General features: G+C 70.1%; 14 protein-coding genes and 1 pseudogene. 9 read left to right on the forward strand and 6 right to left on the reverse strand.

The genetic code is table 11. The features are described 5' to 3' along the window. Positions 1-20 precede the first annotated feature (20 nt). The 3 genes from ACFVXC_RS28835 (at position 21) to ACFVXC_RS28845 (ending at position 3,460) form a co-directional block, all read left to right on the forward strand. The gene (locus ACFVXC_RS28835; protein ID WP_389910744.1) at positions 21-1,064 is read left to right on the forward strand and encodes an ABC transporter substrate-binding protein; all 1,044 of its coding nucleotides are present in this window, start codon (positions 21-23) and stop codon (positions 1,062-1,064) included. Between the two features lie 2 nt (positions 1,065-1,066). After that, on the forward strand, positions 1,067-2,275 hold the full coding sequence (locus ACFVXC_RS28840; protein WP_389910747.1) for an LLM class flavin-dependent oxidoreductase: 1,209 nt from the start codon (positions 1,067-1,069) through the stop codon (positions 2,273-2,275). A gap of 84 nt (positions 2,276-2,359) precedes the next feature. After that, entirely contained in the window at positions 2,360-3,460 is a 1,101-nt protein-coding gene (locus ACFVXC_RS28845) for an NAD(P)-binding domain-containing protein (protein WP_389911125.1), read from the forward strand. 27 nt (positions 3,461-3,487) lie between these two features. Here the strand turns inward: ACFVXC_RS28845 and ACFVXC_RS28850 are convergent, their stop codons facing one another. From ACFVXC_RS28850 to ACFVXC_RS28860, 3 genes are all read right to left on the reverse strand, one after another. Then, positions 3,488-4,174: an antibiotic biosynthesis monooxygenase gene (locus ACFVXC_RS28850; RefSeq protein ID WP_389910750.1), complete on the reverse strand. Its 687-nt coding sequence runs from the start codon at positions 4,172-4,174 to the stop codon at positions 3,488-3,490. Positions 4,175-4,274: 100 nt separating this feature from the next. Beyond that, the gene (mltG, locus tag ACFVXC_RS28855) at positions 4,275-5,120 is read right to left on the reverse strand and encodes an endolytic transglycosylase MltG (RefSeq protein WP_389911127.1); all 846 of its coding nucleotides are present in this window, start codon (positions 5,118-5,120) and stop codon (positions 4,275-4,277) included. Positions 5,121-5,166: 46 nt separating this feature from the next. After that, on the reverse strand, positions 5,167-6,984 hold the full coding sequence (locus ACFVXC_RS28860) for an ABC transporter ATP-binding protein (RefSeq protein ID WP_389910753.1): 1,818 nt from the start codon (positions 6,982-6,984) through the stop codon (positions 5,167-5,169). 166 nt (positions 6,985-7,150) lie between these two features. Between ACFVXC_RS28860 and ACFVXC_RS28865 the strand changes: the two genes are divergently transcribed. The 3 genes from ACFVXC_RS28865 (at position 7,151) to ACFVXC_RS28875 (ending at position 12,145) form a co-directional block, all read left to right on the forward strand. Continuing rightward, positions 7,151-7,594, forward strand: coding sequence for a MarR family winged helix-turn-helix transcriptional regulator (locus ACFVXC_RS28865; protein WP_389910756.1), 444 nt, complete (start codon positions 7,151-7,153; stop codon positions 7,592-7,594). A 9-nt stretch (positions 7,595-7,603) separates the two neighbouring features. After that, complete coding sequence (locus tag ACFVXC_RS28870) at positions 7,604-10,522, forward strand: FAD-binding and (Fe-S)-binding domain-containing protein (RefSeq protein WP_389910759.1); 2,919 nt, start codon at positions 7,604-7,606, stop codon at positions 10,520-10,522. Between the two features lie 144 nt (positions 10,523-10,666). Continuing rightward, positions 10,667-12,145, forward strand: coding sequence for a Gfo/Idh/MocA family protein (locus tag ACFVXC_RS28875; RefSeq protein WP_389910762.1), 1,479 nt, complete (start codon positions 10,667-10,669; stop codon positions 12,143-12,145). Here ACFVXC_RS28875 and ACFVXC_RS28880 read toward each other — a convergent pair. From ACFVXC_RS28880 to ACFVXC_RS28890, 3 genes are all read right to left on the reverse strand, one after another. Beyond that, the gene (locus ACFVXC_RS28880; RefSeq protein WP_389910765.1) at positions 12,084-13,565 is read right to left on the reverse strand and encodes a cation:dicarboxylate symporter family transporter; all 1,482 of its coding nucleotides are present in this window, start codon (positions 13,563-13,565) and stop codon (positions 12,084-12,086) included. The genes ACFVXC_RS28875 and ACFVXC_RS28880 overlap by 62 nt on opposite strands. Before the next feature lie 281 nt (positions 13,566-13,846). Continuing rightward, positions 13,847-15,451: a peptide-N4-asparagine amidase gene (locus ACFVXC_RS28885; protein ID WP_389910767.1), complete on the reverse strand. Its 1,605-nt coding sequence runs from the start codon at positions 15,449-15,451 to the stop codon at positions 13,847-13,849. A gap of 89 nt (positions 15,452-15,540) precedes the next feature. Beyond that, a complete protein-coding gene (locus ACFVXC_RS28890; RefSeq protein WP_389910769.1) occupies positions 15,541-16,269 on the reverse strand; it encodes a L,D-transpeptidase family protein in 729 nt (242 codons plus the stop codon). Positions 16,270-16,638: 369 nt separating this feature from the next. On the opposite strand from ACFVXC_RS28890, the gene ACFVXC_RS28895 reads away from it, so the two are divergent. The 3 genes and pseudogenes from ACFVXC_RS28895 to ACFVXC_RS28905 all read left to right on the forward strand — a co-directional run bounded on the left by ACFVXC_RS28895 (position 16,639) and on the right by ACFVXC_RS28905 (position 21,315). Further along, positions 16,639-18,519 carry an ABC transporter transmembrane domain-containing protein gene (locus tag ACFVXC_RS28895; RefSeq protein ID WP_389910772.1) on the forward strand — a complete coding sequence of 627 codons (1,881 nt, stop codon included), beginning with the start codon at positions 16,639-16,641 and terminating at the stop codon, positions 18,517-18,519. After that, positions 18,516-20,297, forward strand: coding sequence for an ABC transporter ATP-binding protein (locus tag ACFVXC_RS28900; protein WP_389910775.1), 1,782 nt, complete (start codon positions 18,516-18,518; stop codon positions 20,295-20,297). Before ACFVXC_RS28895 ends, ACFVXC_RS28900 begins: the two co-directional genes overlap by 4 nt. A 107-nt stretch (positions 20,298-20,404) precedes the next feature. Further along, a pseudogene (locus ACFVXC_RS28905) lies at positions 20,405-21,315 on the forward strand (phosphotransferase family protein). Positions 21,316-21,328: the final 13 nt, after the last annotated feature.

The raw sequence follows: 21,328 nt of genomic DNA on the forward strand, positions 1-21,328 counted from the left end.
ACAGACCGAACGGACTCACCATGCGACGACACCTCGCCGCCCCCGCCCTGCTCCTCCCCCCGGCCCTGCTGCTCGCCGCATGCTCCGGCTCCCCCTCCGCCAGCACCTCGTCCGCGGGCGCGGGCGGAAGGACCGACGGCAAGGGGTCACTCACCCTCGACGTCGGGGACCAGAAGGGCGGTTCGGAGGCCGTGCTGCGCGCGGCCGGGGAGCTCGACGACCTCAAGTACAAGATCCACTGGTCCACCTTCACCTCCGGGCCGCCCCTCCTTGAGGCCATCAATGCCAAGGCCGTCGACGTCGGAGCCGTCGGCAACACGCCGCCCGTCTTCGCGGCCGGGGCGAACTCGAAGATCTCCGTCGTGGCCGCGAGCCACGGCACCGCGTCGGGCGAGGCGATCCTCGTCCCGAACGGCTCGTCCCTGAAGAAGGCCGAGGACCTGAAGGGCAAGTCCGTTGCCGTGACCCAGGGTTCGTCGGCGAACTATCAGCTGATCGCGTCCCTCAAGAAGGTGGGTCTCGGCCTCAAGGACGTCAAGGTCAAGTATCTGCAGCCCGCCGACGCGCTGGCCGCGTTCACCAGCGGCAAGGTGGACGCCTGGGCGGTATGGGACCCGTACACATCGCAGGTTCTCGAGAGCAAGAAGGGCCGCATCCTGACCGACGGCGACGGCCTGGTGAACGGTCTCAACTTCCAGGTGGCGGCCCCGGACGCGCTCAAGGACAAGAAGAAGTCCGCGGCGATCGACGACTACCTCAAGCGGCTGCGGAAGGCCCAGGCATGGGTCTACAAGCACCCGGAGGCATGGGCGAAGGTCTGGGCGAAGGACACCGGCCTGCCCTACGAGGCCGCGCTCGCCGCCGTCAAGCGCAGCAACGGCACGCGGGTCCCGGTGGCCGTGGACAAGAACGTGATCACCTCCGAGCAGGAGATCGCGGACACCTTCACCGACCAGAAGCTCATCCCGCGGCGCATCGACTTCGGCGACTTCGTCGACACCCGCTTCAACCGCGACCTGCCGCCCTCGACCAGCGAGCCGCGCACGTACGGCAAGGAGTCCTGACGATGACCGTCCACCTCAACTGGTTCCTGCCGACCGGCGGCGACGGTCGCACCCTCGTCGACCGGCACGCCTACACCGACGGCGGTGTCAAGCGCTCCCGTGTCACCCCGGTCAGCGGGGTTCGGGCCCCCGACATCGACTATCTGATCCAGATCGCCAAAGCGGCCGAGCAGTTGGGTTTCGAGGCGGTGCTGACCCCGACCGGCACCTGGTGCGAGGACGCCTGGCTGACGACGGTCGCGCTGGCGCAGCACACGGAGCGGCTCAAATTCCTGGTGGCGTTCCGGCCCGGCGTCATCTCCCCCGTGCTGGCGGCGCAGATGGCGTCCACGTATCAGCGCATCACGCGCGGTCGCCTGCTCCTGAACGTCGTCACGGGCGGCGACTCGACCGAGCAGCGGCGCTTCGGCGACCATCTCGACCACGATCACCGTTATGCCCGTACCGACGAGTTCCTGTCCGTCGTACGGGGCGTGTGGGGCGGTAGGCCCTTCGACTTCCACGGCGAGCACTACGACGTGGAGGGCGGCCTCACCGCGCTGCCGCCGGATCCCCTGCCGGAGGTGTTCTTCGGTGGTTCGTCCGCGGCGGCCGGGCCGGTCGCCGCGCGGCACGCGGATGTCTATCTGACGTGGGGTGAACCGCCGGAGCAGGTCAAGCAGAAGATCGACTGGATTCGCGGGCTCGCCGAGGAGCGGGGGCGTACGGTCCGGTTCGGGATCAGGCTGCACACCATCTCGCGCGACTCCGCCGCCGATGCGTGGGCCACCGCGAACCGGCTGCTCGACGACCTCGACCCGGACACCGTCGCCGCAGCCCAGCAGGCGCTCGGCCGCAGCGAGTCCGTCGGCCAGCAGCGGATGCTGGCGCTGCACGGCGGCTCCCGGGACAAGCTGGAGATCTCGCCGAACCTGTGGGCAGGCGTGGGTCTCGTACGGGGTGGCGCGGGCACCGCGCTCGTCGGCAGCCACGCGGATGTCGCCGACCGGATCGAGGAGTATCACGCGCTCGGTGTCGAGCACTTCGTCTTCTCGGGCTATCCGCATCTGGAGGAGGCGTACTGGTTCGGCGAGGGCGTGATCCCGGATCTGGCGGCGCGTGGGCTGCTGCCCCGGATTCCGGCCTCGCAGCTGACCGGGGCACCCGCGGCGAACGGGCGTCCGGCCTCGGCTCCGGGCGGCGCGCCGCTCCTGGTGGCGGGCGGACGCTGACCCGCGCTCCGGTGAGGGAAGATCCCTGGCCCCGATGGAGTTAGTAGAAGCGTGAACGACATCGGGGCACGGGACGCGGCCGGAATCGAAGCGGCACAAGAGGCGGCGCAGGAAGCGGCACACGAGGTGGACGCGGTCGTCATCGGCGCCGGGCAGGCGGGCCTGTCCAGCGCCTTCCACCTGCGCAGGGCCGGCTTCGAGCCGGACCGGGACTTCGTCGTCCTTGACCACTCGCCCCGGCCGGGCGGCGCCTGGCAGTTCCGCTGGCCCTCGCTCACGTACGGGAAAGTGCACGGGATGCACCAGCTTCCCGGCATGGAACTGACCGGGGCCGATCCCGCACGGCCCTCGTCGGAGGTCATCGGGGAGTACTTCGAGGAGTACGAGCGGCGCTTCGATCTGCGGGTGCACCGGCCCGTCGACGTACACCAGGTACGCGAGGGCGACGGCGGGCGGCTCCTTGTGGAGACGTCGGCCGGGACCTGGGCGACCCGCACCCTGATCAATGCCACCGGTACGTGGGACCGCCCTTTCTGGCCGCGCTATCCGGGGCAGGACACCTTCCGTGGACGGCAGTTGCATACGGCCTTCTATCCCGGGCCCGAGGCGTTCGAGGGGCAGCGGGTGATCGTCGTGGGCGGCGGGGCTTCGGGCACCCAGCATCTGATGGAGATCGCTCCGTACGCCGCCGGGACCACCTGGGTCACCCGTCGGCCGCCCGTCTTCCGTGAAGGGCCGTTCGACGAGAACTGGGGGCGCGAGGCCGTCGCCATGGTCGAGGAGCGGGTGCGCCAGGGGCTCGCGCCGCGGAGTGTGGTGTCCGTGACCGGGCTGCCCGTCAATGACGCCATCCGGCGGGCGCGGGCCGACGGGGTGCTCGACCGGCTCCCTGTGTTCGACCGCATCACGCCGAGCGGCGTGGAGTGGGACGACGGGCGGCGCGTCGACGCCGACGCCATTCTCTGGGCCACCGGATTCCGGGCGGCGATCGAGCACTTGGCGCCGCTGCGGCTGCGCGAGCCGGGCGGCGGCATCCGGATCGAGGGCACCCGGGCCGCCGCCGACCCCCGCATCCACCTGGTGGGCTACGGGCCGTCGGCCAGCACGATCGGCGCGAACCGTGCGGGGCGGGCCGCGGTGCGGGACATCCGGCGGCTCCTTGCGGGCGCGCCGGTCACGGTGTGACGCGAGGGTGCGTCCCTGACGGTCGGCTCAGGGGGCCGGGACGTTCTCCAGGCTCCTGTACGGGCGATAGCGCGGCACGTCGAGCCGGGAGTGAGCCGGAGTGACGCCCTCAAGGGTGCCGATCACCGTGCGCAGCTCGTTCGTGCCGCCGTCATCGGCGAATCGCCGCCAGGCCTCCGTGTCCTGCCACTCCACGTAATTGAGGACCCGTCGACCGTCCTTGCTCGCATGGAAGTGCGCCCCCAGCAGCCCGGCCGGACGGATCCGCTCCAGAATGCCGATGACCGCGTCGCTCAGGGCGCGCTGGCCCTCCGGTCCCCGCGTATCGAAGGTGGGCGTGACGAGTGCCCCCGGACGCCGGGGCGCGCTCTCCCGTGGGGCGTAGCTGCGGTACAGCGCGTAGCGCACGACACCGGGGCGCTCGATGCCCGGGAGTGTCTCATCGATCTTGCCGATGGCAGCGGGCCGCCGGTCTCGTACCCATTCCCGGTGGGCGTCGTCATCCGTCCACTGGGCGTAGTTGAGAACGTGCGAGCCGTCCTCGCTCAGGAACGTGGTGAGCGAGAGCATCGCGGCCGGGCGTTCCTGGCGTTCCCACTCCTCGATCACGAGGTCGGCGGCGCGGCGCTGGACGTCCGGGGCCGGCACGATCCAGGAGCTGACGAGGATCGTGCCGGCGTCGGCGCGCCGGACGTCGGGGAACGGTGCGGACATCGGTGCGAGCATGGTCGGTCCTCCCAGAGTCTGCGATGAGGTCAAGGCAGACACTCACACCTCAAGTGCGATCGAGGTCAAGGGAAGGACTCCCGGGCTCCTAACTGTCCCGCTGCTGCTCGTCCCCGCCCTTGCCCTTGTTCTTGTTGAACTCCGCCACGTTCTTCTGCTGCTCCTCGAAGCTCGAAGTGAAGCGGGTGTCCCCCGGCTTCACCGTGACGAAGTACAGCCAGTCACCCTGCGCCGGGCTGGTCGCCGCCCGCATCGCCTCCTCGCCGGGGTTGCCGATCGGGGTGGGGGGCAGGCCCATGCGCGTATAGGTGTTGTAGGGGTTGTTGATCTTCGTGTCGCGGTCTCGGGTGTTGAGCGTCGAGCGGTTCAGGGCGTAGTTGATCGTCGAGTCCATCTGCAGGGGCATGCCCTGGTCGAGCCTGTTGTAGATGACACGGGCCACCTTGCCCATGTCCGCCTTGGAGCCCGCCTCGGCCTCGATCATGCTGGCGATGGTGACGGTCTGGTAGACGTTCACGGCGTTGCGGTCGGCGCCCGCGGTGACCTGGCTGCCGCCGAACTTCTTGGTGGACGTGTTCACCATGTACGACAGAACGGACGCGGGAGTCGCCTTGTCACCGATGGGATACGTGGCCGGGAAGAGATAGCCCTCGGGGTTCCCGCCCGCGTCACTGGGGAGTTTGAGATCGGCCTTGGGAATGGCCTTCTTCGTGGTGCCGGCCGGCACGCCGAGTGCCTTGTCGACAGCCCCGTACACCTGGCCCGAACGCCAGCCCTCCGGGATGGTCAGCGACTCGGGGCGTCCGCTGTCGTCCGGGAGCAGCAGCGGTACCGCCACGGCGGTGACCGCCGCGACGGCTCCGGTCGCGATCAGGGCGATCCGGCCCCGACGCGTCAGTCGAATCGTGCCCCGGCGCGGAGTCTTGGTCTGCAGCATGCAGGCACATTATCCTGCAAATGCGGACATTCGATGCATATCGTCATGTCGCGGGCTCCAGCTGGGCGTCTCTCCGCACCAGGGCGGCGTAACGTCCGTCCCTCTCCAGGAGCTCCTCGTGGGTGCCGCGCTCGACGCTCCGGCCCGCTTCGAGGACCACGATCTGGTCGGCGCCGCGGACCGTGGAGAGCCGGTGGGCGATGGTGAGCGTCGTCCGGTCGGCGGACAGGGCGTCGATGGCTTCCTGCACGGCGTGCTCGGTGTGCGTGTCCAGAGCGCTGGTCGCTTCGTCCAGGATGAGCACGGGCGGGTCGCGCAGGATCGTACGGGCGATGGCGAGGCGCTGCTTCTCGCCTCCGGAGAAGCGGTGGCCGCGCTCGCCGACCACCGTGTCGTACCCGTCGGGCAGGGACGCGATGTGGTCGTGGATCTGGGCCGCGCCGGCGGCGGCGATCAGCTCCTCGTCCGTGGCGTCGGGCTTGGCGAAGCGCAGATTCTCGGCGACCGACGCGTGGAAGAGATACGTCTCCTGGGAGACGACGCCGACCGCCCGGGCCAGCGTGTCGAAGTCGAGGTCGCGCACGTCGACGCCGTCGATCGTGACGCGGCCGCCCGTGACGTCGTACAGGCGCGGCACGAGATAGCTGAGGGTCGACTTTCCGGAGCCGGTGGGGCCGACGACGGCCAGGCTGCCTCCGGCGGGGACGGTGATGTCGATGCCGTCGAGGATCGGGCGGCTGAGTCCGTCGTCCCCGTCGTAGCGGAACTCGACGTCCTCGAAACGGACTTCGCCCTTGACCTTGTCCAGGCGCACCGGGCGCACCGGCTCGGTGATGTCGATGGGCAGGTCCAGATACTCGAAGATGCGCTGGAAGAGCGCGAGCGAGGTCTGGATCTGCACGCCGGTGGAGAGCAGGCTCACGGTGGGCCGGAACAAGCCCTGCTGGAGCGAGACGAAGGCGACGAGCGTGCCGATCGAGACCGTCGGGCCGCCCAGCTGGAAGGCGAGGCCCGCGGTCCAGTAGATGACGGCGGGCATGGCGGCCATGACGATCGAGATGACGGCCATGCGCCAGCGCCCCGCCATGTTCGAGCGGACCTCCAGGTCGACCAGTTGCTCGGACTCCTCGGCGAAGGACTTGGTGAGCGAGTCGGAGCGGCCCATCGTGCGGCCGAGCAGGATGCCGCTCACGGAGAGCGACTCGGTGACCGTGGCGGCCATCGCGGCCATCTGCTTCTGCCGCTGCGTGGCTATCTTCTTGCGCTCGCGGCCGACCCGGCGGCTGATCCACACGAAGACGGGCAGCAGGAGCAGCGAGACGACCGTCAGGCGCCAGTCCAGCGCGAGCATCGCGACGATCGTCGCGATCACGCTGGTGAGGTTCGAGACCAGGGAGGTGGCGGTGGAGGTGACCGTCGCCTGCATGCCGCCGATGTCGCTGGCGATGCGGGACTGGACCTCACCGGTGCGGGTCCTGGTGAAGAAGGCGAGCGACATGCTCTGCAGTCGGCCGTAGACGGCGGTGCGCAGGTCGTGCATGACGCGCTGCCCGACCGTCGTGCTGATCAGGGTCTGCAGGACGCCGAAGACGCTGGTGACGACCGCGCTGAGGATCATGCCGAGGGCGAGCAGGCTCAGCAGGCCCGTCCGTCCCTGCGGGATCGCGGTGTCGAGGATCTCCTTCAGCAGGAAGGGGGTGGCGACCGAGACCAGGGATGCGGCGCCGACGAGCAGGCCGACGATCGCGAGGCGGGCGCGGTAGGGACGGAAGAGGCGCAGGATGCGGCGGATCTGCCGCGGCTGCTCCTCCTGGCCGGGGGCCTGGGGCTGCGGTGTCCACTTGGGTTCGTCGTGACGCATGGGCTCCTACGGGAGGTGAGACGGCAGCCGGCGCACACACGGCCCGGCGAGGGCGGTCGGAGGCCGGGTCGACGATGAGCGCCGGGGTACGGCCGATGACGATTGAGGGAGCATAGCTCACTGTTACCTATACTCACAATGTACAAGGTCCTGATAATGTTCCCGCATGAACACCCCGGACGCCGACGGACTGCTCGCCGAACAGCTGCTGCGACTGACCCGCAGACTGCACCGCATCCAGAAGCGCCATCTGGTGCCGACCGGCATCACCCCGGCCCAGTCCCGCCTCCTTCGCACCCTCGTGCACTACGAGGCGCCGCCGCGCATGGCCGACCTCGCCCAGCGCCTCGAAGTGGTCCCGCGCGCCGTGACGAGCCTGGTGGACGGCCTGGAGGCCGGTGACCTCGTGCGCCGTGTCCCCGATCCCACCAACCGCCGGGTGATCCGCATCGAGCTCACGGACGCGGGCCGCAAGGCTCTCGGGGAGCTGCGCGACGCGCGCCTGGCCGCCGCGGAGGACATCCTGGCTCCACTGGACACCGAGCAGCGCGAGCAGCTCGGCGGCCTGCTGAACGCGCTGTTCGATGTGCCGGACGTCCGTCGCTGCTGAGGAGAGTTCATGCCGTTGCTGGAGCCCACGCCCAAAGCCCTGCGCCCCGCGTCGCGACCGGCGGGTCCGGCCCACGACCGGGTGCCGGACCGGCAGGCCAAGGGCACGCCCGAGCCGCTGCGCTCGGAGCTGACCGCACTCCTCGGCGCGGACAAGGTCCTGACGAAGATCTCGGATCTCGTGCGGTACGCCTCCGACGCGAGCCCCTACCGTTTCGTGCCGCAGGTCGTGGTCGTCGCACAGGACATCGACGACGTCTCCGCCGTCCTGTCGTACGCGCACGGCAGGAGCCGCGAGGTCGTCTTCCGCGCGGCGGGCACCTCGCTCAACGGCCAGGCCCAGGGTGAGGACATCCTGGTCGACGTGCGCAAGCACTGGGCGGGCGTCGAGGTCATCGGCGACGGCGAGCAGGCGCGCATCGCTCCCGGCACGACGGTTCTGCGGGCCAACGCCACGCTCTCCCGGCACGGGCGCGTCCTGGGCCCCGACCCGGCGAGCGCCATCGCCTGCACGATCGGCGGGGTCGTCGCGAACAACGCGTCCGGGATGACGGCGGGCACCACCCGTAACTCGTATCGCACGGTGGCCTCGCTGACCTTCGTCCTGCCGACGGGCACGGTCGTCGACACGGCCGAGCCGGACGCCGACGAGCAGCTGGCGCATGCCGAACCGGACCTGTGCGAGGGCCTGTTGACGATCAGACGGGAGATCGAGGCGGACGAGGAGCTCACGGCCCGCATCCGCGCCAAGTACGAGATCAAGAACACGAACGGCTACCGTCTGGACGCGTTCCTGGACGGCGCGACACCGGTCGAGATCCTGCGCGGCCTGATGGTCGGCTCCGAGGGCACTTTCGGGTTCATCTCGGAGGTCGTCTTCGACACGCTTCCGCTGGACCGGAAGGTCACCACGGCCCTGCTCTTCTTCCCGTCGCTTCCCGCGGCGGCCGCGGCCGTCCCGCTGTTCAACGAGGCGGGCGCGCCGGCCGTCGAGCTGATGGACGGCAACACCCTGCGCGCGTCGACCAGCGTCGCGGGAGTGCCCGCCGACTGGGCGCGGCTCCCGAAGTCGACGGCCGCGCTCCTGGTGGAGTTCCGCGCACCGGACGAGGCGCGCCAGGAGGCGTACGAAGCGGCGGCGGCCAAGGTCGTCGACGGACTCGAACTCGTCGCACCGGTCGACTCGGTGACCAACGCGTTCACCCGCGACGCGAAGACGATCGGGGCCTATTGGAAGGCCCGTAAGGCGTTCGTGACGGCGGTCGGCGGCTCTCGGCCCTCCGGGACGACGCTGATCACGGAGGACTTCGCGGTGCCGCCTTCCCGGCTCGCCGACGCCTGCGAGGCCCTCCTTGAGCTGCAGACGCGGCACGGCTTCGACGCGGCCGTCGCGGGGCATGCGGCGCACGGCAATCTGCATTTCCTGCTCGCTTTCGACGCGGGCCTGCCGGCGGACGTGGAGCGCTATGCCGCGTTCATGGACGAATTCTGCAAGCTCACCGTCGAGCGCTTCGACGGCTCACTCAAGGCCGAGCACGCGACAGGACGCAACATCGCCCCGTTCCTGGAGCTCGAATGGGGGCCGAAGGCCACGGAGTTGATGTGGCGCACCAAGCAGGTCATCGACCCGGACGGAGTGCTCGCCCCGCGCATCGTCCTCGACCGCGACCCGAAGGCCCACCTCCGCGGCCTGAAGACGATCCCCAAGGTGGAGCTGATCGCGGACCCCTGCATCGAGTGCGGGTTCTGCGAACCGACCTGCCCCAGCGGGGACTTGACGACGACTCCGCGCCAGCGGATCGTGCTGCGCCGCGAGATGATGCGCCAGACGCCCGGTTCCCCGGTCGAGGACGGACTCGTGGAGGCGTACGGATATGACGCCGTGGACACCTGCGCGGGCGACTCGACCTGCAAACTGGCCTGCCCGGTGGGCATCGACACGGGCGCCCTGATGAAGGACTTCCGCCGCGCACGGCACTCGCCGCGCGAGGAGAAGGTGGCCGCCTTCACCGCCAGGAACTTCAAGGCGGTCGAGGCCGCCGCCCGGCTCGCGGTGGCCGCCGCCGACCGGATCAACGACCGGCTCCTGACCACGGTGACGCGCACCGCGCGCAAGGCCGTCCGCCCCGATCTGGTCCCCGAGTGGCTGCCGGACATCCCGGGAGCCGCCGCCCGCAAGCTGCCGCGCACCACACGCGTGGGCGCGAGCGCCGTCTACTACCCGGCGTGCGTCAACCGCATCTTCGCAAGCCCCGGTGACCGCTCGCTGCCGGAGGCCGTGGCCGCCGTCTCCACGCGCGCGGGGCGGCCCGTCTGGATTCCGGACGATGTCTCGGGGACGTGCTGCGCCACGATCTGGCACTCCAAGGGGTACGACGAGGGCAACACGGTGATGGCCAACCGCATCGTCGAAGCGGCCTGGGGCTGGACGGCGGGCGGCAGGCTGCCCCTGGTGGTGGACGCCTCGTCCTGCACGCTCGGCATCGCGCACGAGGTCGTGCCCTATCTCACCGCCGACAACCGGCAGTTGCACCGGCAGCTGAACGTCGTCGACTCCCTCGTCTGGGCCGCGGACGAGCTGCTCCCGCACCTGACCGTGCACCGGACGGTCGGCTCCGCCGTCCTGCACCCCACCTGCTCGATGAGCCACCTCGGCGACGAGGCCCAGTTGCGCGCGGTCGCCGAGGCCTGCGCGGACGAAGTGGTGGTCCCGGACGACGCGGGCTGCTGCGCCTTCGCCGGTGACCGCGGCATGCTGCACAAGGAGCTGACCGAGTCGGCCACCCGTAAGGAGGCGGCGGAGGTCACCGCCCGCGCCTTCGACGCACACCTCTCGGCGAACCGCATGTGCGAGGTGGGCATGGATCACGCCACAGGCCGCGCCTACTACTCCGTACTCCTGGAGCTGGAACGCGCGACGCGTCCGTGAGCAACGGCGCCCCAGAAACGAGGTCCCCGAGACCGGACGCGAAATAAATCCAACTCCCTGGCCACTTCGGTCCCTTGCGCCACGCCTCTCCCCCTATCAGGGTTGCATCCGTTCCAGCGCAGGCATCCAAGCCACGGAGGTCCGATGCACGACGAGCACGCGATACCGAACTTTGACGAGTCCGACGAGTCCGCGACCCCTGACGACCTTGCCGACCTTCCCGACGGCGCATCCCGCCGCGCCGTACTCCGCACCGCGGGCCTCGCCGGGGCCGGGCTCGGCCTAGGCGCCCTCGCCGGCGGCACGGCCCACGCCGAAGCCCCGCAGGGTGCGCCCGCCGCTGTCGCCTCGGCCGCCGAGGCGCCGCCGCGCAAGGGCAAGACCATGGTCGGCGTACCGTTCGAGCGGCGCTCCACGGTGCGTGTCGGCATCGTCGGGCTCGGCAATCGCGGCGGCAGCATGATCGATCTTTTCCTGGCGATCCCGGGAGTGAGGGTCGTCGCGCTCTGCGACCCGGTCAAGGACAAGACCGCGGCCGCCGCGAAGAAGGTCACCGCCGCGGGCCAGCCCGCCCCGGCGACGTACACCAAGGGCGATCACGACTTCGAGAACCTGTGCAAGCGCGGGGACATCGACTTCGTGTACGTGGCGACGCCCTGGGACTGGCACTTCGACATGGCCAGGACGGCGATGCTCAACGGCAAGCACGTCGGCGTGGAGTGTCCCATCTCGCTCCAGCTCGACCAGCTGTGGGAACTGGTCGACCTCTCCGAGCGGACCCGCAGACACTGCATGCAGTTGGAGAACTGCTGTTACGGCAAGAACGAGATGCGTGTCCTGCGTATGGCCCACGCGGGCAAGTTCGGCGATCTGCTGCACGGCGCCGGCGCGTACAACCACGACCTGCGCGGCCTGATGTTCGACCCGGACTACTACGAGGGTCCGTGGCGGCGCCTGTGGCACACGCGGCTGCGCGGCGACCTCTACCCCAACCACGGCTTCGGCCCGGTCTCCAATTACATGGACATCAACCGCGGCGACCGCGTCACGCACATCTCCAGCTTCGGTACGCCCGCCCTCGGCCTGGCCGAGTACCGCAAGGCGAACATGCCCGCGGGCGACCCGAGCTGGAAGGAGACGTACATCGAGAGTGACCGCACCATCAGCCTCGTCCAGACGGCGAAGGGGCGGGTCATCCGTCTGGAGCACGACGTCTCGACCCCCCACCCCTACAGCCGCATCAACAGCCTCGGCGGCACCAAGGGCGTCTTCGAGGACTACCCCGAGCGCATCTACATCGAGCCGGACCACACGAACGACGAGTGGGGCGACTTCGGCAAGTACGCCGCGGAGTTCGACCACTGGCTGTGGAAGGAGCACTCCAATCCGCCGGGCGGGCACGGCGGCATGGACTACATCATGATCTTCCGCCTGATGCAGACCATGCAGCTCGGCCTCGTGCCCGACTTCGACGTCTACGACGCCGCGACCTGGACGTCGCCCGTCCCCCTGAGCCATCTGTCGATCAAGGCGAAGGGCGCGCCGCAGGCGATCCCGGACTTCACTCGCGGTCTGTGGAAGAAGGCTCGGCCGGGAGTGGACTCGCAGAAGCCGAAGGCGTAAGTGCCTTGGGCCCGGCGGTGCCTCCAGCGGCGCTGCCGGGCTCCTCGGCCGGTGCGGCCGATTCCGCCGATTCCGCCGACTTGGCCGCCTCGGCCGCCTCGGCGGGCTCCGCCTGTTCCGGTACGAAGGTGATCTCTCCGGAGAGGACCTTCTTGGCCCGCGCCGTGTCCAACGCGCCCTCCCAGCGCGAGACCACGAAGACGGCGACACAGTTGCCGAGCAGATTCGTGGCCACGCGCATGGCGTCCATGATGCGGTCCACGCCGAGCAGCAGGGCGACCGCGCCCGCGGGGATGACGCCTAGCGCGGAGGCGGTCGCGGACAGCGCGAGGAACGCCGAACCGGGCACGCCCGCCATGCCCTTGCTGGTCAGCATCAGGACGAGGACGACCGTGATCTGCTGGCCCAGACTCAGGTCCACTCCCACGGCCTGCGCGATGAACAGCGTACCGATGGAGAGGTAGATCGAAGCGCCGTCGAGGTTGAAGGAGTATCCCGTCGGCAGGACAAGGCCCACCGCGTCGTCGCGGCAGCCCGCCTGGCGCAGCTTCTGCATCATCCGCGGCATGACGGCCTCGCTGGAGGCCGTGCCGAGCGCGAGCAGCATCTCCTCGCGCGTGTAACGGACGAACTTCCACAGACTCAGGCCGGTCAGCACCTTCAGGGCGACGCCGAGCAGGACGAGGAAGATCAGGGCCACTGCGTAACAGACACCGATGAGCTTGCCGTACGTCGACAGGGCGCCGATGCCGTACTCCCCCACCAGATGCGCGGTCGCACCGAAGACGGCGAGAGGCGCCAGCTTCATGATGAAGCCGACGATCGCGAAGACGATCTCCTGACCCTGCTCGATTGCGGGCAGGATCGCGGGGACCTTCGTGTTGCCGAGATGCAACAGGGCCGCGCCCACCAGGCAGGAAAGGACGAGGACTTGGAGCAGCGAGTTCTCGGCGAAGGCGCCGATGGCGCTGTCGGGGAGCGAGTGCAGGAGGAACTCGCTGGTCGAGGGCAGCTCACCGCCGCCGGTCTTCGCGTCGACGGCGGACGCGTCGAGTTTGGAGGGATCCACGTTCATTCCGGCGCCGGGGCTGACGAGGTTTCCGGCGAGCAGACCCACGACGAGGGCGACCGTGGTCGCGACCTCGAACCAGATGAGGGCCTTGATCCCGATGCGGCCGAAGGCCTTGAGGTCTCCGGCCTTGGTGATTCCGGCGACGACCACGCAGAAGACGAGCGGGGCGATCATCGCTTTGATGAGACGTACGAAGCCGTCGCCGAGCGGTTGGACGGCGGTGCCCGCATGGGGCCACAGCCGTCCGACGAGGACTCCGATCACCAACGCGCAGGCGACCTGCGCGAACAGTGAGGTTCGCAATGTGCGTGCTACGCGTCGCGGTATGGACGGTACGGACTGCGGCACGGGCACTCCTGTAGTGAGGCTTCAATTAACTTCTGCCATACGGAACTTTCCTTCCGCGAGGCGCCACTATGGCGGAGTGGGCGCTTCCGTAAAAGACCTCTAGATCACATCGGCGTAAATCTTGGACCATGCTCCAAACCGTCGAAGCGGAGCAAGGGGCTCCGGGGTGGAGGAGAAGGCTCCGGAACGCTTCAAGGGGCGGTCGTCGCACGGAGGGGGCTTCTTCGGAACCGCCTTCGTGACCCCGACCGCCCCTTGAAGGACAGGTATGGGCCGGTCCTTCAGCAGCGCGGCCTGTTCACCGTCAGGGCTCCCTGCTCGGTGGCCAGCGTGCGGTCGTAGCAGCCGCCGTCGCCGTACACGCGGTAGCGCTCACGGGACGCGCCGACGGCGTGCCGGTCCTCGCGGGGGACGTTGGCGGTGTACGTCGCGTCGCCGTCGTAGCGGTCGTCGGTCACCGAACGAGTGCGGCGGCCGTCGTGCGTGATCACGGTTTCCGCGCGGTCGCCGAGGGAGATCTCGGTGCGCAGCCGGTCACCGGCGCCGAGCGTCGTCGTACCGTCCATCGAGTACGTCCGGTCGGTGCGGGTCGCGCGTCCGTCCGTGGTGACCGTCTCGCGGTCCGTCCAGGTGGACTTGAGCGCGTCGGTGGACTCGCCCCCGGTCCAGCGGTGGACGGAGGTGTTGGCGAGCGCGCGGCTGACGGTCGTCTCGACACGGCCGTGGGAGGTGTCGACGTATCCCGAGACGCTGAGCCGGTGGCTGCCCTTGGTGTCGAGACGGTGATCGCGCTCGGGTGAACCGGGCGTATACGTCGCCTTGTTGGCGAGGTCGCTCGCCGTGTGTCCGGTCAGCTTGCCGGAGACGTGCTCGCGCTTCTCATCCTGCCAGACAAGGATGTTGGTCGGCGTGTGCCAGCCGGCCGTCGCCTCCGGCCTGCCCGCGACGGACACCTCCACCTGGTGCTGACGGCCGTCGTTGAGCAGCCCGGCGAAGGGCGTCAGGTCGTACTCGATGGGCTTGATGTCGAAGGCGCGCGGGCCCGGAATCACGTACCACAGAAAGGGGTTGGACCAGCCGCCCGTCCACACGGTCGGGAACGGCGTGGCGATACCGGCGAGTTGACCGTCGACCGTGACCTGCACCTCGCGGTAGGGCCCGTCCTCGGCCTTGCAGGAGTACGGAGCCGCGTCCGGGACCGTCAGATACCAGTACTCATCGCAGCCGCCGCCGGAGCCCGTCGCGTAGACCTCGGCGACGATGCGCTCGCTGTTGCGCGGGGTGGTGAGGGTGGTGCCGTCGCCCAGCGGCAGGACACGGTCGGGTGGTGTCCGCTCGCGCTTCGCGCCGCTGTTCCGCGCCGCGTAGAACGTCAGGGTCGCCTTCACGTCGATGACGCCCGTGTACGTCTCGTTGACGACGTTCCCGATGAGCATCTCGACCCGCTGGTCGCGCCCCAGGGTCTCTCGGTAGCGCGTGACGTCCTTCTCCACGGACCAGGTGATGCCGTCGGCGGACGGCTCCGGAGTGGACGTACGGAAGACCTCGACGCCGCCTATGCGGAGATAGCCGAGGCGGTCGTACTGCCGCCCCTTGACCTTGCCGTCGAGGCGGAGGACCACCTTGCCCCAGTCACCCGCACCACACTTGGCGGGCGGGCTGTAGGCGCCCTCATAGGGCGTGAAGTCCTTGAACTGCGCCTCCGCGACACTCACTTCGCACGACTTGGTGTGCGGCTTCGGAACGGGCGGGGCGGCCGTGATCGGGTCGTGCCAGTCGTTGCCGAACTCCGGTGGTGGCGTGTCGGCCGCTGCCGGACCCGCGCTGAAGAGGGTGCTCGCCGCAAGGGTGACCCCGGCGAGCATGGACATGACGCGTCTTCTCATGGGGGAGTTCTACGGCGAGTCGACGATCACCGCAATGCGTTCCGAGGAGTTCCGAGGAGGTCTTGAGGAGCCCGAGGGAGTCGCGGGGGCTAGGCCTTCAAATTCCCCTTGTCGCCCATCACCACGACCGGATGCTGCTTCGGGTCGAGCTTCTTCAGGAGATACTCCATGCCCGTCCTGGACAGACTCACACAGCCCGACGTACCGCTGCCGTGGTCCATGTGCAGCCAGATGCTGCCGCCCTTGGACTGGCCCTGGGGGCGGGTCGGGTCGTTGGGCGGGGTGCCCTTGGCACGGTTGTAGTCGATGGCGATGACGTAGTCGAAGTCGTGCCAGTGCGACTTGGACCAGTAGTGCGGCGCCTGCATCGAGGCACTCTCGGTGTACGGGAGTCCGGCGCCGGGATCCGCGAGGACACCGCCCGCGTCGGTGAGCGAGTAGACGCCGACGGGGCTGCGCTTGTCGTTCTCCCGGTGGTCGGCGGTCCAGCCCTTCTTGCCGTTGTGCGCGGCCCAGCTACGGGTCTTGTCCCATGTCGAACCGGACTTCGTGTACAGGACGACCGTGGACTTCGCCGAGTCCTCGCCCTCCCCGTAGACCGCGACGACCTGCCGTGAGTTCTTGGGAATCTTGTTCTGGAGGCGGTCGCCCACGTCGGGGATGCTCTTGAGGTCGGTCGTCGCAGACGGCTCGGCCCTGTTCGCCTGGTCCGTGCCCACGTCACCCTTCCCCCCGTCGTCCGCACTTCCGCAGGACGTCAGAAGAACACCGCAGGCCGCGAAGGCAGCCACCGCTCGCACCGCACCAGCTATACGCATCCGTCCATGGTCGCACCCGGATCACGTGAGCCGTCCCGGCGCCCGGCCGCGGGCGGAGAAGGGGCCGAATCTTTACTCCCCGACGGAAAATCGTTTGCTTCGCACCACCGTCCGAGGCGAACCTTTCACCGCCTGTTACCGCTGCTTGTCGCCTGTCGTCGTTGCTTGTCACCTCTTTCGCAGCACCCGTTCACCACCTCCCGTGCACCACCGCCCGTTCATCACCATCCGTTCACGCCGCCCGTGCACCACCGTCCGTTCATCACCGCCCGCGCACCACCGCCCGTGCACCACCGTCCGTTCACGCCGGCACGCTCCGCCGAACCGACGGTCCGCCTCTCCGACCCCGACCCTGGGACGTCACACGTCATGCAGATTCGCGATCTTCCGTTCACCGACCCGGGCATGCCGGATGCCCGCTCGGGACCTCACTTCCTGCGCTGGCTGGGACGCAACCAGCTCGGCGGCCAGCTGAAATCCCTTGCCTGGGGTCTCCTGCACTTCGGCTCCATCGCGGTGCTCCCGTACCTCGTCGGCTTCGCCGTGCAGGCCGTGATCGACCGCTCCGGAGGGCGGCTTGCCCTCGCGGGCGCGGTGATGGCGCTGTTCGGCATCGCCATCGCCCTGGGCGACACGATGCTGCACCGCACGGCGGTCACCAACTGGATCACCGCCGCCGCCCGCGTCCAGCAGCTCCTGGCCCGCAGGACCGCGCAGCTCGGCTCGGCGCTCACGCGGCGCGTCGCCGCCGGTGAGGTGGTCGCGGTCTCCACCGGTGACGTCGAGAAGATCGGCTGGTTCGTGGAGGCGGTCTCACGGTTCGCGGCTGCCGCGCTCACGGTCCTGCTCGTCTGCGTGGGCGTCGTCATCTACCAGCCCGCTCTCGGCATCGTCGTCGCGGTGGGCGTCCCGGTACTCGCGCTCGCCGTACTGCCTCTGCTGCCGCGCGCCACCCGGCGGGCCGACCACCAGCGGGAGAAGGCAGGGCGTGCGACCGAACTGGCATCGGACACCGTCGCCGGGCTCCGGGTACTGCGGGGCATAGGCGGCGAGGAACTCTTCCTCGACCGCTACCGCCGCGCCTCGCAGGAGGTCCGTACGGCAGCCGTACGCAGCGCCAGGATGTGGGCGGTGATCTCGGCGGTCCAGGTTCTGCTGCCGGGGCTGCTCCTCATCGTGGTCGTCTGGCACGGCGTGCACCTGGCCCGCGAGGGCCGGATCACCGTCGGCGAACTGGTCACCGTCTACAGCACGGTCACGCTGCTGACCTATCCCTTGCGGCACTTCGAGGAGATCGCGATGGCCTACAGCTTCTCGCGCCCCTCGGCCAAGCGCGCCGCCCGCGTGCTCTCGCTCCAGCGCACGACGCATGCGGGGGGCGGGCTGCCGGACGGCACGACCCCGACCGTTGGCGAGCAGCGCGACCACGTGGAAACCCCCTCCGGTGATCTCTACGACCCGGTGAGCGGGCTTCTCGCCCCCTCGGGCCGTCTGACCGCCGTCGTGTGCGGCGACCCGGACGAGGCGGGGCGGCTCGCCGAACGCCTCGGCGGGCACGCGGCGTTCGACGACGCGGAGAAGCTGCCGTCCGTGCTGCTCGGCGGGGTACCCCTCGACGAGGTGCCGCTGGCCACCGCCCGCACCGCCGTCCTCGTACAGGACAAGGACCCGGTCCTGCTCTCCGGCACGCTCCGGGGGCTCCTCGACGTACCGGCGTCGGGAGCGGTGGACGCCGACGAGGCTCTGGAGGCCGCGCAGTGCGCGGACGTCCTGGAGGCCCTGGCGCAGGCTTCGGTGGACGAGGCCCCGCTGGACGCCCATGTCACGGAACGCGGGCGCTCCCTGTCGGGCGGACAGCGGCAACGGCTCGCGCTGGCCCGCTCGTTGGTCACCGACCCGGGCGTCCTCGTGCTCGACGAACCGACGTCCGCCGTCGACTCGCACACCGAGGCACGGGTCGCCGAGGGCATCAAGGGACTGCGCAAGGGACGTACGACCGTGGTCCTCACATCGTCGCCGCTGCTCCTCGACCGGGCCGAACGCGTCGTCTTCCTCCATGAGGGCGAGGTCGTGGCAGTGGGCGAACACCGCGCGCTCGTACACAGCGAGCCGCGCTACCGGGCCGTCGTGACGCGCGAGACGGACGAGGAACAGGCGCCTCAGGCTCCCACCGGCACGGAGACCGGCACGGAGACCGGCACAAGGACGACCGACATCGAGATCAACATCGACATCGAGGAGACGGCATGATCGGCCTGGCGCCACCGGAGTACGACCCGGCGGCCCCGACCACCGCGGACACCCTGCCCGTCGGCGCGCCCGCGACGGTCGGAGCCTACGTACGCGAACTGGTCAGGCGGCACCGCCGGGCCTTCGCCCTGCTCATCACGGTCAACACCTGCGCCGTGGTCGCCTCCATGGCCGGTCCCTATCTGCTCGGCGATCTGGTCGAGAACGTCACGGACAGCGCCCGCGACCTGCATCTGGGGCGCACCATCGGGCTCTTCACCGTCGCCCTTCTCGTCCAGGCCGTCTTCGTCCATCAGGTGCGGCTGCGCGGCGCGATGATCGGTGAGCGGATGCTGGCGGATCTGCGCGAGGACTTCCTCGTCCGTTCGGTCGGGCTGCCGCCGGGCGTGCTCGAGCGTGCCGGGACAGGGGATCTGCTGTCGCGGATCACCACGGACGTCGACCGCCTCGCGAACGCCATGCGGGAAGCGGTGCCGCAGCTCGCGATCGGCGTGGTGTGGGCCGCTCTGCTCATCGCCGGTCTCGCCGTGACCGCGCCGCCGCTTGCGCCCGCGATCCTCGTCGCCGTGCCGCTCCTCGTCGTCGGCTGCCGCTGGTACTTCAAGCGTGCGCCCTCCGCCTACCGTTCGGAGGCCGCCGGGTACGCCGCCGTCGCCGCCGCCCTCGCCGAGACCATCGACGCGGGGCGCACGGTGGAGGCGCACCGGCTCGGTGAGCGCCGCGTGGAGCTGTCGGAGCGCCGCATCAAGGAGTGGACGGCGTGGGAACGTCACACCCTCTACTTGCGTTCCGTCCTCTTCCCGGTCATCACCTTCACCCACACCCTCGTGCTCTGCTCCGTCCTGATGATCGGCGGCGTGTTCGCCCTGCAGGGCTGGATCGGCGTCGGCCAGCTGGCCACGGGTGCCCTGATCGCGCAGATGCTCGTCGATCCGCTGGGCATCATCCTGCGCTGGTACGACGAGCTGCAGGTCGCCCAAGTCTCGCTCGCCCGGCTCGTGGGCGTACGGGACATCGAACCGGACTCGGGAGAGGGCTCCGCCACTCCGGACGGACGCGATGTGCTCGCGGACGACGTGCACTTCGGCTACCGCGCGGGCGTCGATGTCCTTCGGGAGGTGTCGCTCGCGGTCGAGCCGGGTTCGCGGGTCGCCCTGGTCGGCCCGTCCGGCGCGGGCAAGTCCACGCTCGGCAGGCTGCTCGCCGGGATCTACGCACCGCGGAACGGTCACGTGACGTTGGGCGGAGCGGAGCTTTCGGCGATGCCCGCGGAGGAGGTCCGCGCCCACGTGGCCCTGGTCAACCAGGAGCACCATGTCTTCGTGGGCTCCCTGCGCGACAACCTCCTGCTCGCGAGGACCGGGGCGCGGGACGCCGAACTGTGGGCCGCGCTCGGCGCGGTCGACGCGGACGGCTGGGCTCGGGCTCTGAGTGAGGAGCTGGACACCGAGGTGGGCTCGGGCGGCTTCGCCCTCACCCCGGCGCAGGCCCAGCAGATCGCGCTGGCCCGCCTCGTACTCGCCGACCCGCACACGCTGGTCCTCGACGAGGCGACCTCGCTCCTCGACCCGCGCGCGGCACGCCACCTGGAACGCTCCCTCGCCCGCGTCCTGGACGGCCGCACCGTCGTGGCCATCGCCCACCGGCTGCACACCGCGCACGACGCGGACGTCATCGCCGTGGTCGAGAACGGCCGGATCAGCGAGCTGGGCAGCCACGACGAGCTGGTGGGGGCGGGGGGCGCGTACGCCGCGCTCTGGCGGTCCTGGCATGGATAGGACGCCCGGGCGGTGGGCGAGGGACTGGGTGGGGGGCACGGTCACGGTCGGGGTCAGGGGCGGGGTCAGGGGCGGGTCAGGGCCCGGCCCTGGGTCCGTCCAGCTTCGTGCCTGGCGTATCGCATCACGCGCTGCTGAGTCGACTGCCGCCAGACGACATAGTGGCCGAACTGCCCCTCATCCAAGGACAGTTCCTCCGTGTTGCGATCGGCAAGGGCCTGGTGGTGCGGTTCGCCCGCACCGAGGCGGCAGCGGCCCGGCTGACCGCGCGGGCGGCTGGCCTGCGCGTGCTCGCCGGGCTCGACCTCGGCTTCCGGACACCGGAGCCCCTGCTCACCGGCGGCGCGCGCGGCACGGACGAGCCGCCTTACCTGGTGCTCACCCGAGTCCCGGAGGGCCTCTGCCGGATGGCACACCGGTCCACCCCCGCTGGCGGCGTCGGTCGCGGCGCAGTACTCCACGCTGCTGACCGGCCTGGCTGAGGCGGGCACCGACGCGTACGTACGGGCGGCGCTGCCGCATGCGCCCGAGGGCGGGTGACGGCTCTTCGCGGCGGGCGTCCGCGCGGAGCTGTTCGGCCTCATGCGGAATGTCGGGATGCCGGGATGCCGGACGCCGGGCGGCTGCGCGCCGCGCGGGAGCTCACGGCGCTCGACGGCCTCCCCCACGCCACCGGGGCGGTGGTGCACGGCGGCCTCGACGGGGAGAACGTGCTGTGCGAGGACACCGACGGGTGGCCGCGGCTCAGCGCAGTGGTCGCCTGGGACGAGGTCGCGCTCGGCGACCTGGCAGAGGACCTCGCGGCCATCGGCGCCCGCCACGGCGAGGCACCGCTGGATCGGGTGCTCGCGCAGAGCGGCCGACCACCGAAGGCCGATGACGGGGTGGCCGCACGTGCCGCCACCATTCGCGGCACGTCCGCCCTGCAGCAGGCACGTCCGCCCTGCGGCAGGCGCTGTCCGCGTATCGCGACGGCGACGAGGAGGGGCTGACGGAGGGACTGGCGGGGTGCGCCTGAGGGACCACGCCCC

The organism is Streptomyces sp. NPDC058257 (genome assembly GCF_042881845.1).
GTDB lineage: Bacteria > Actinomycetota > Actinomycetes > Streptomycetales > Streptomycetaceae > Streptomyces.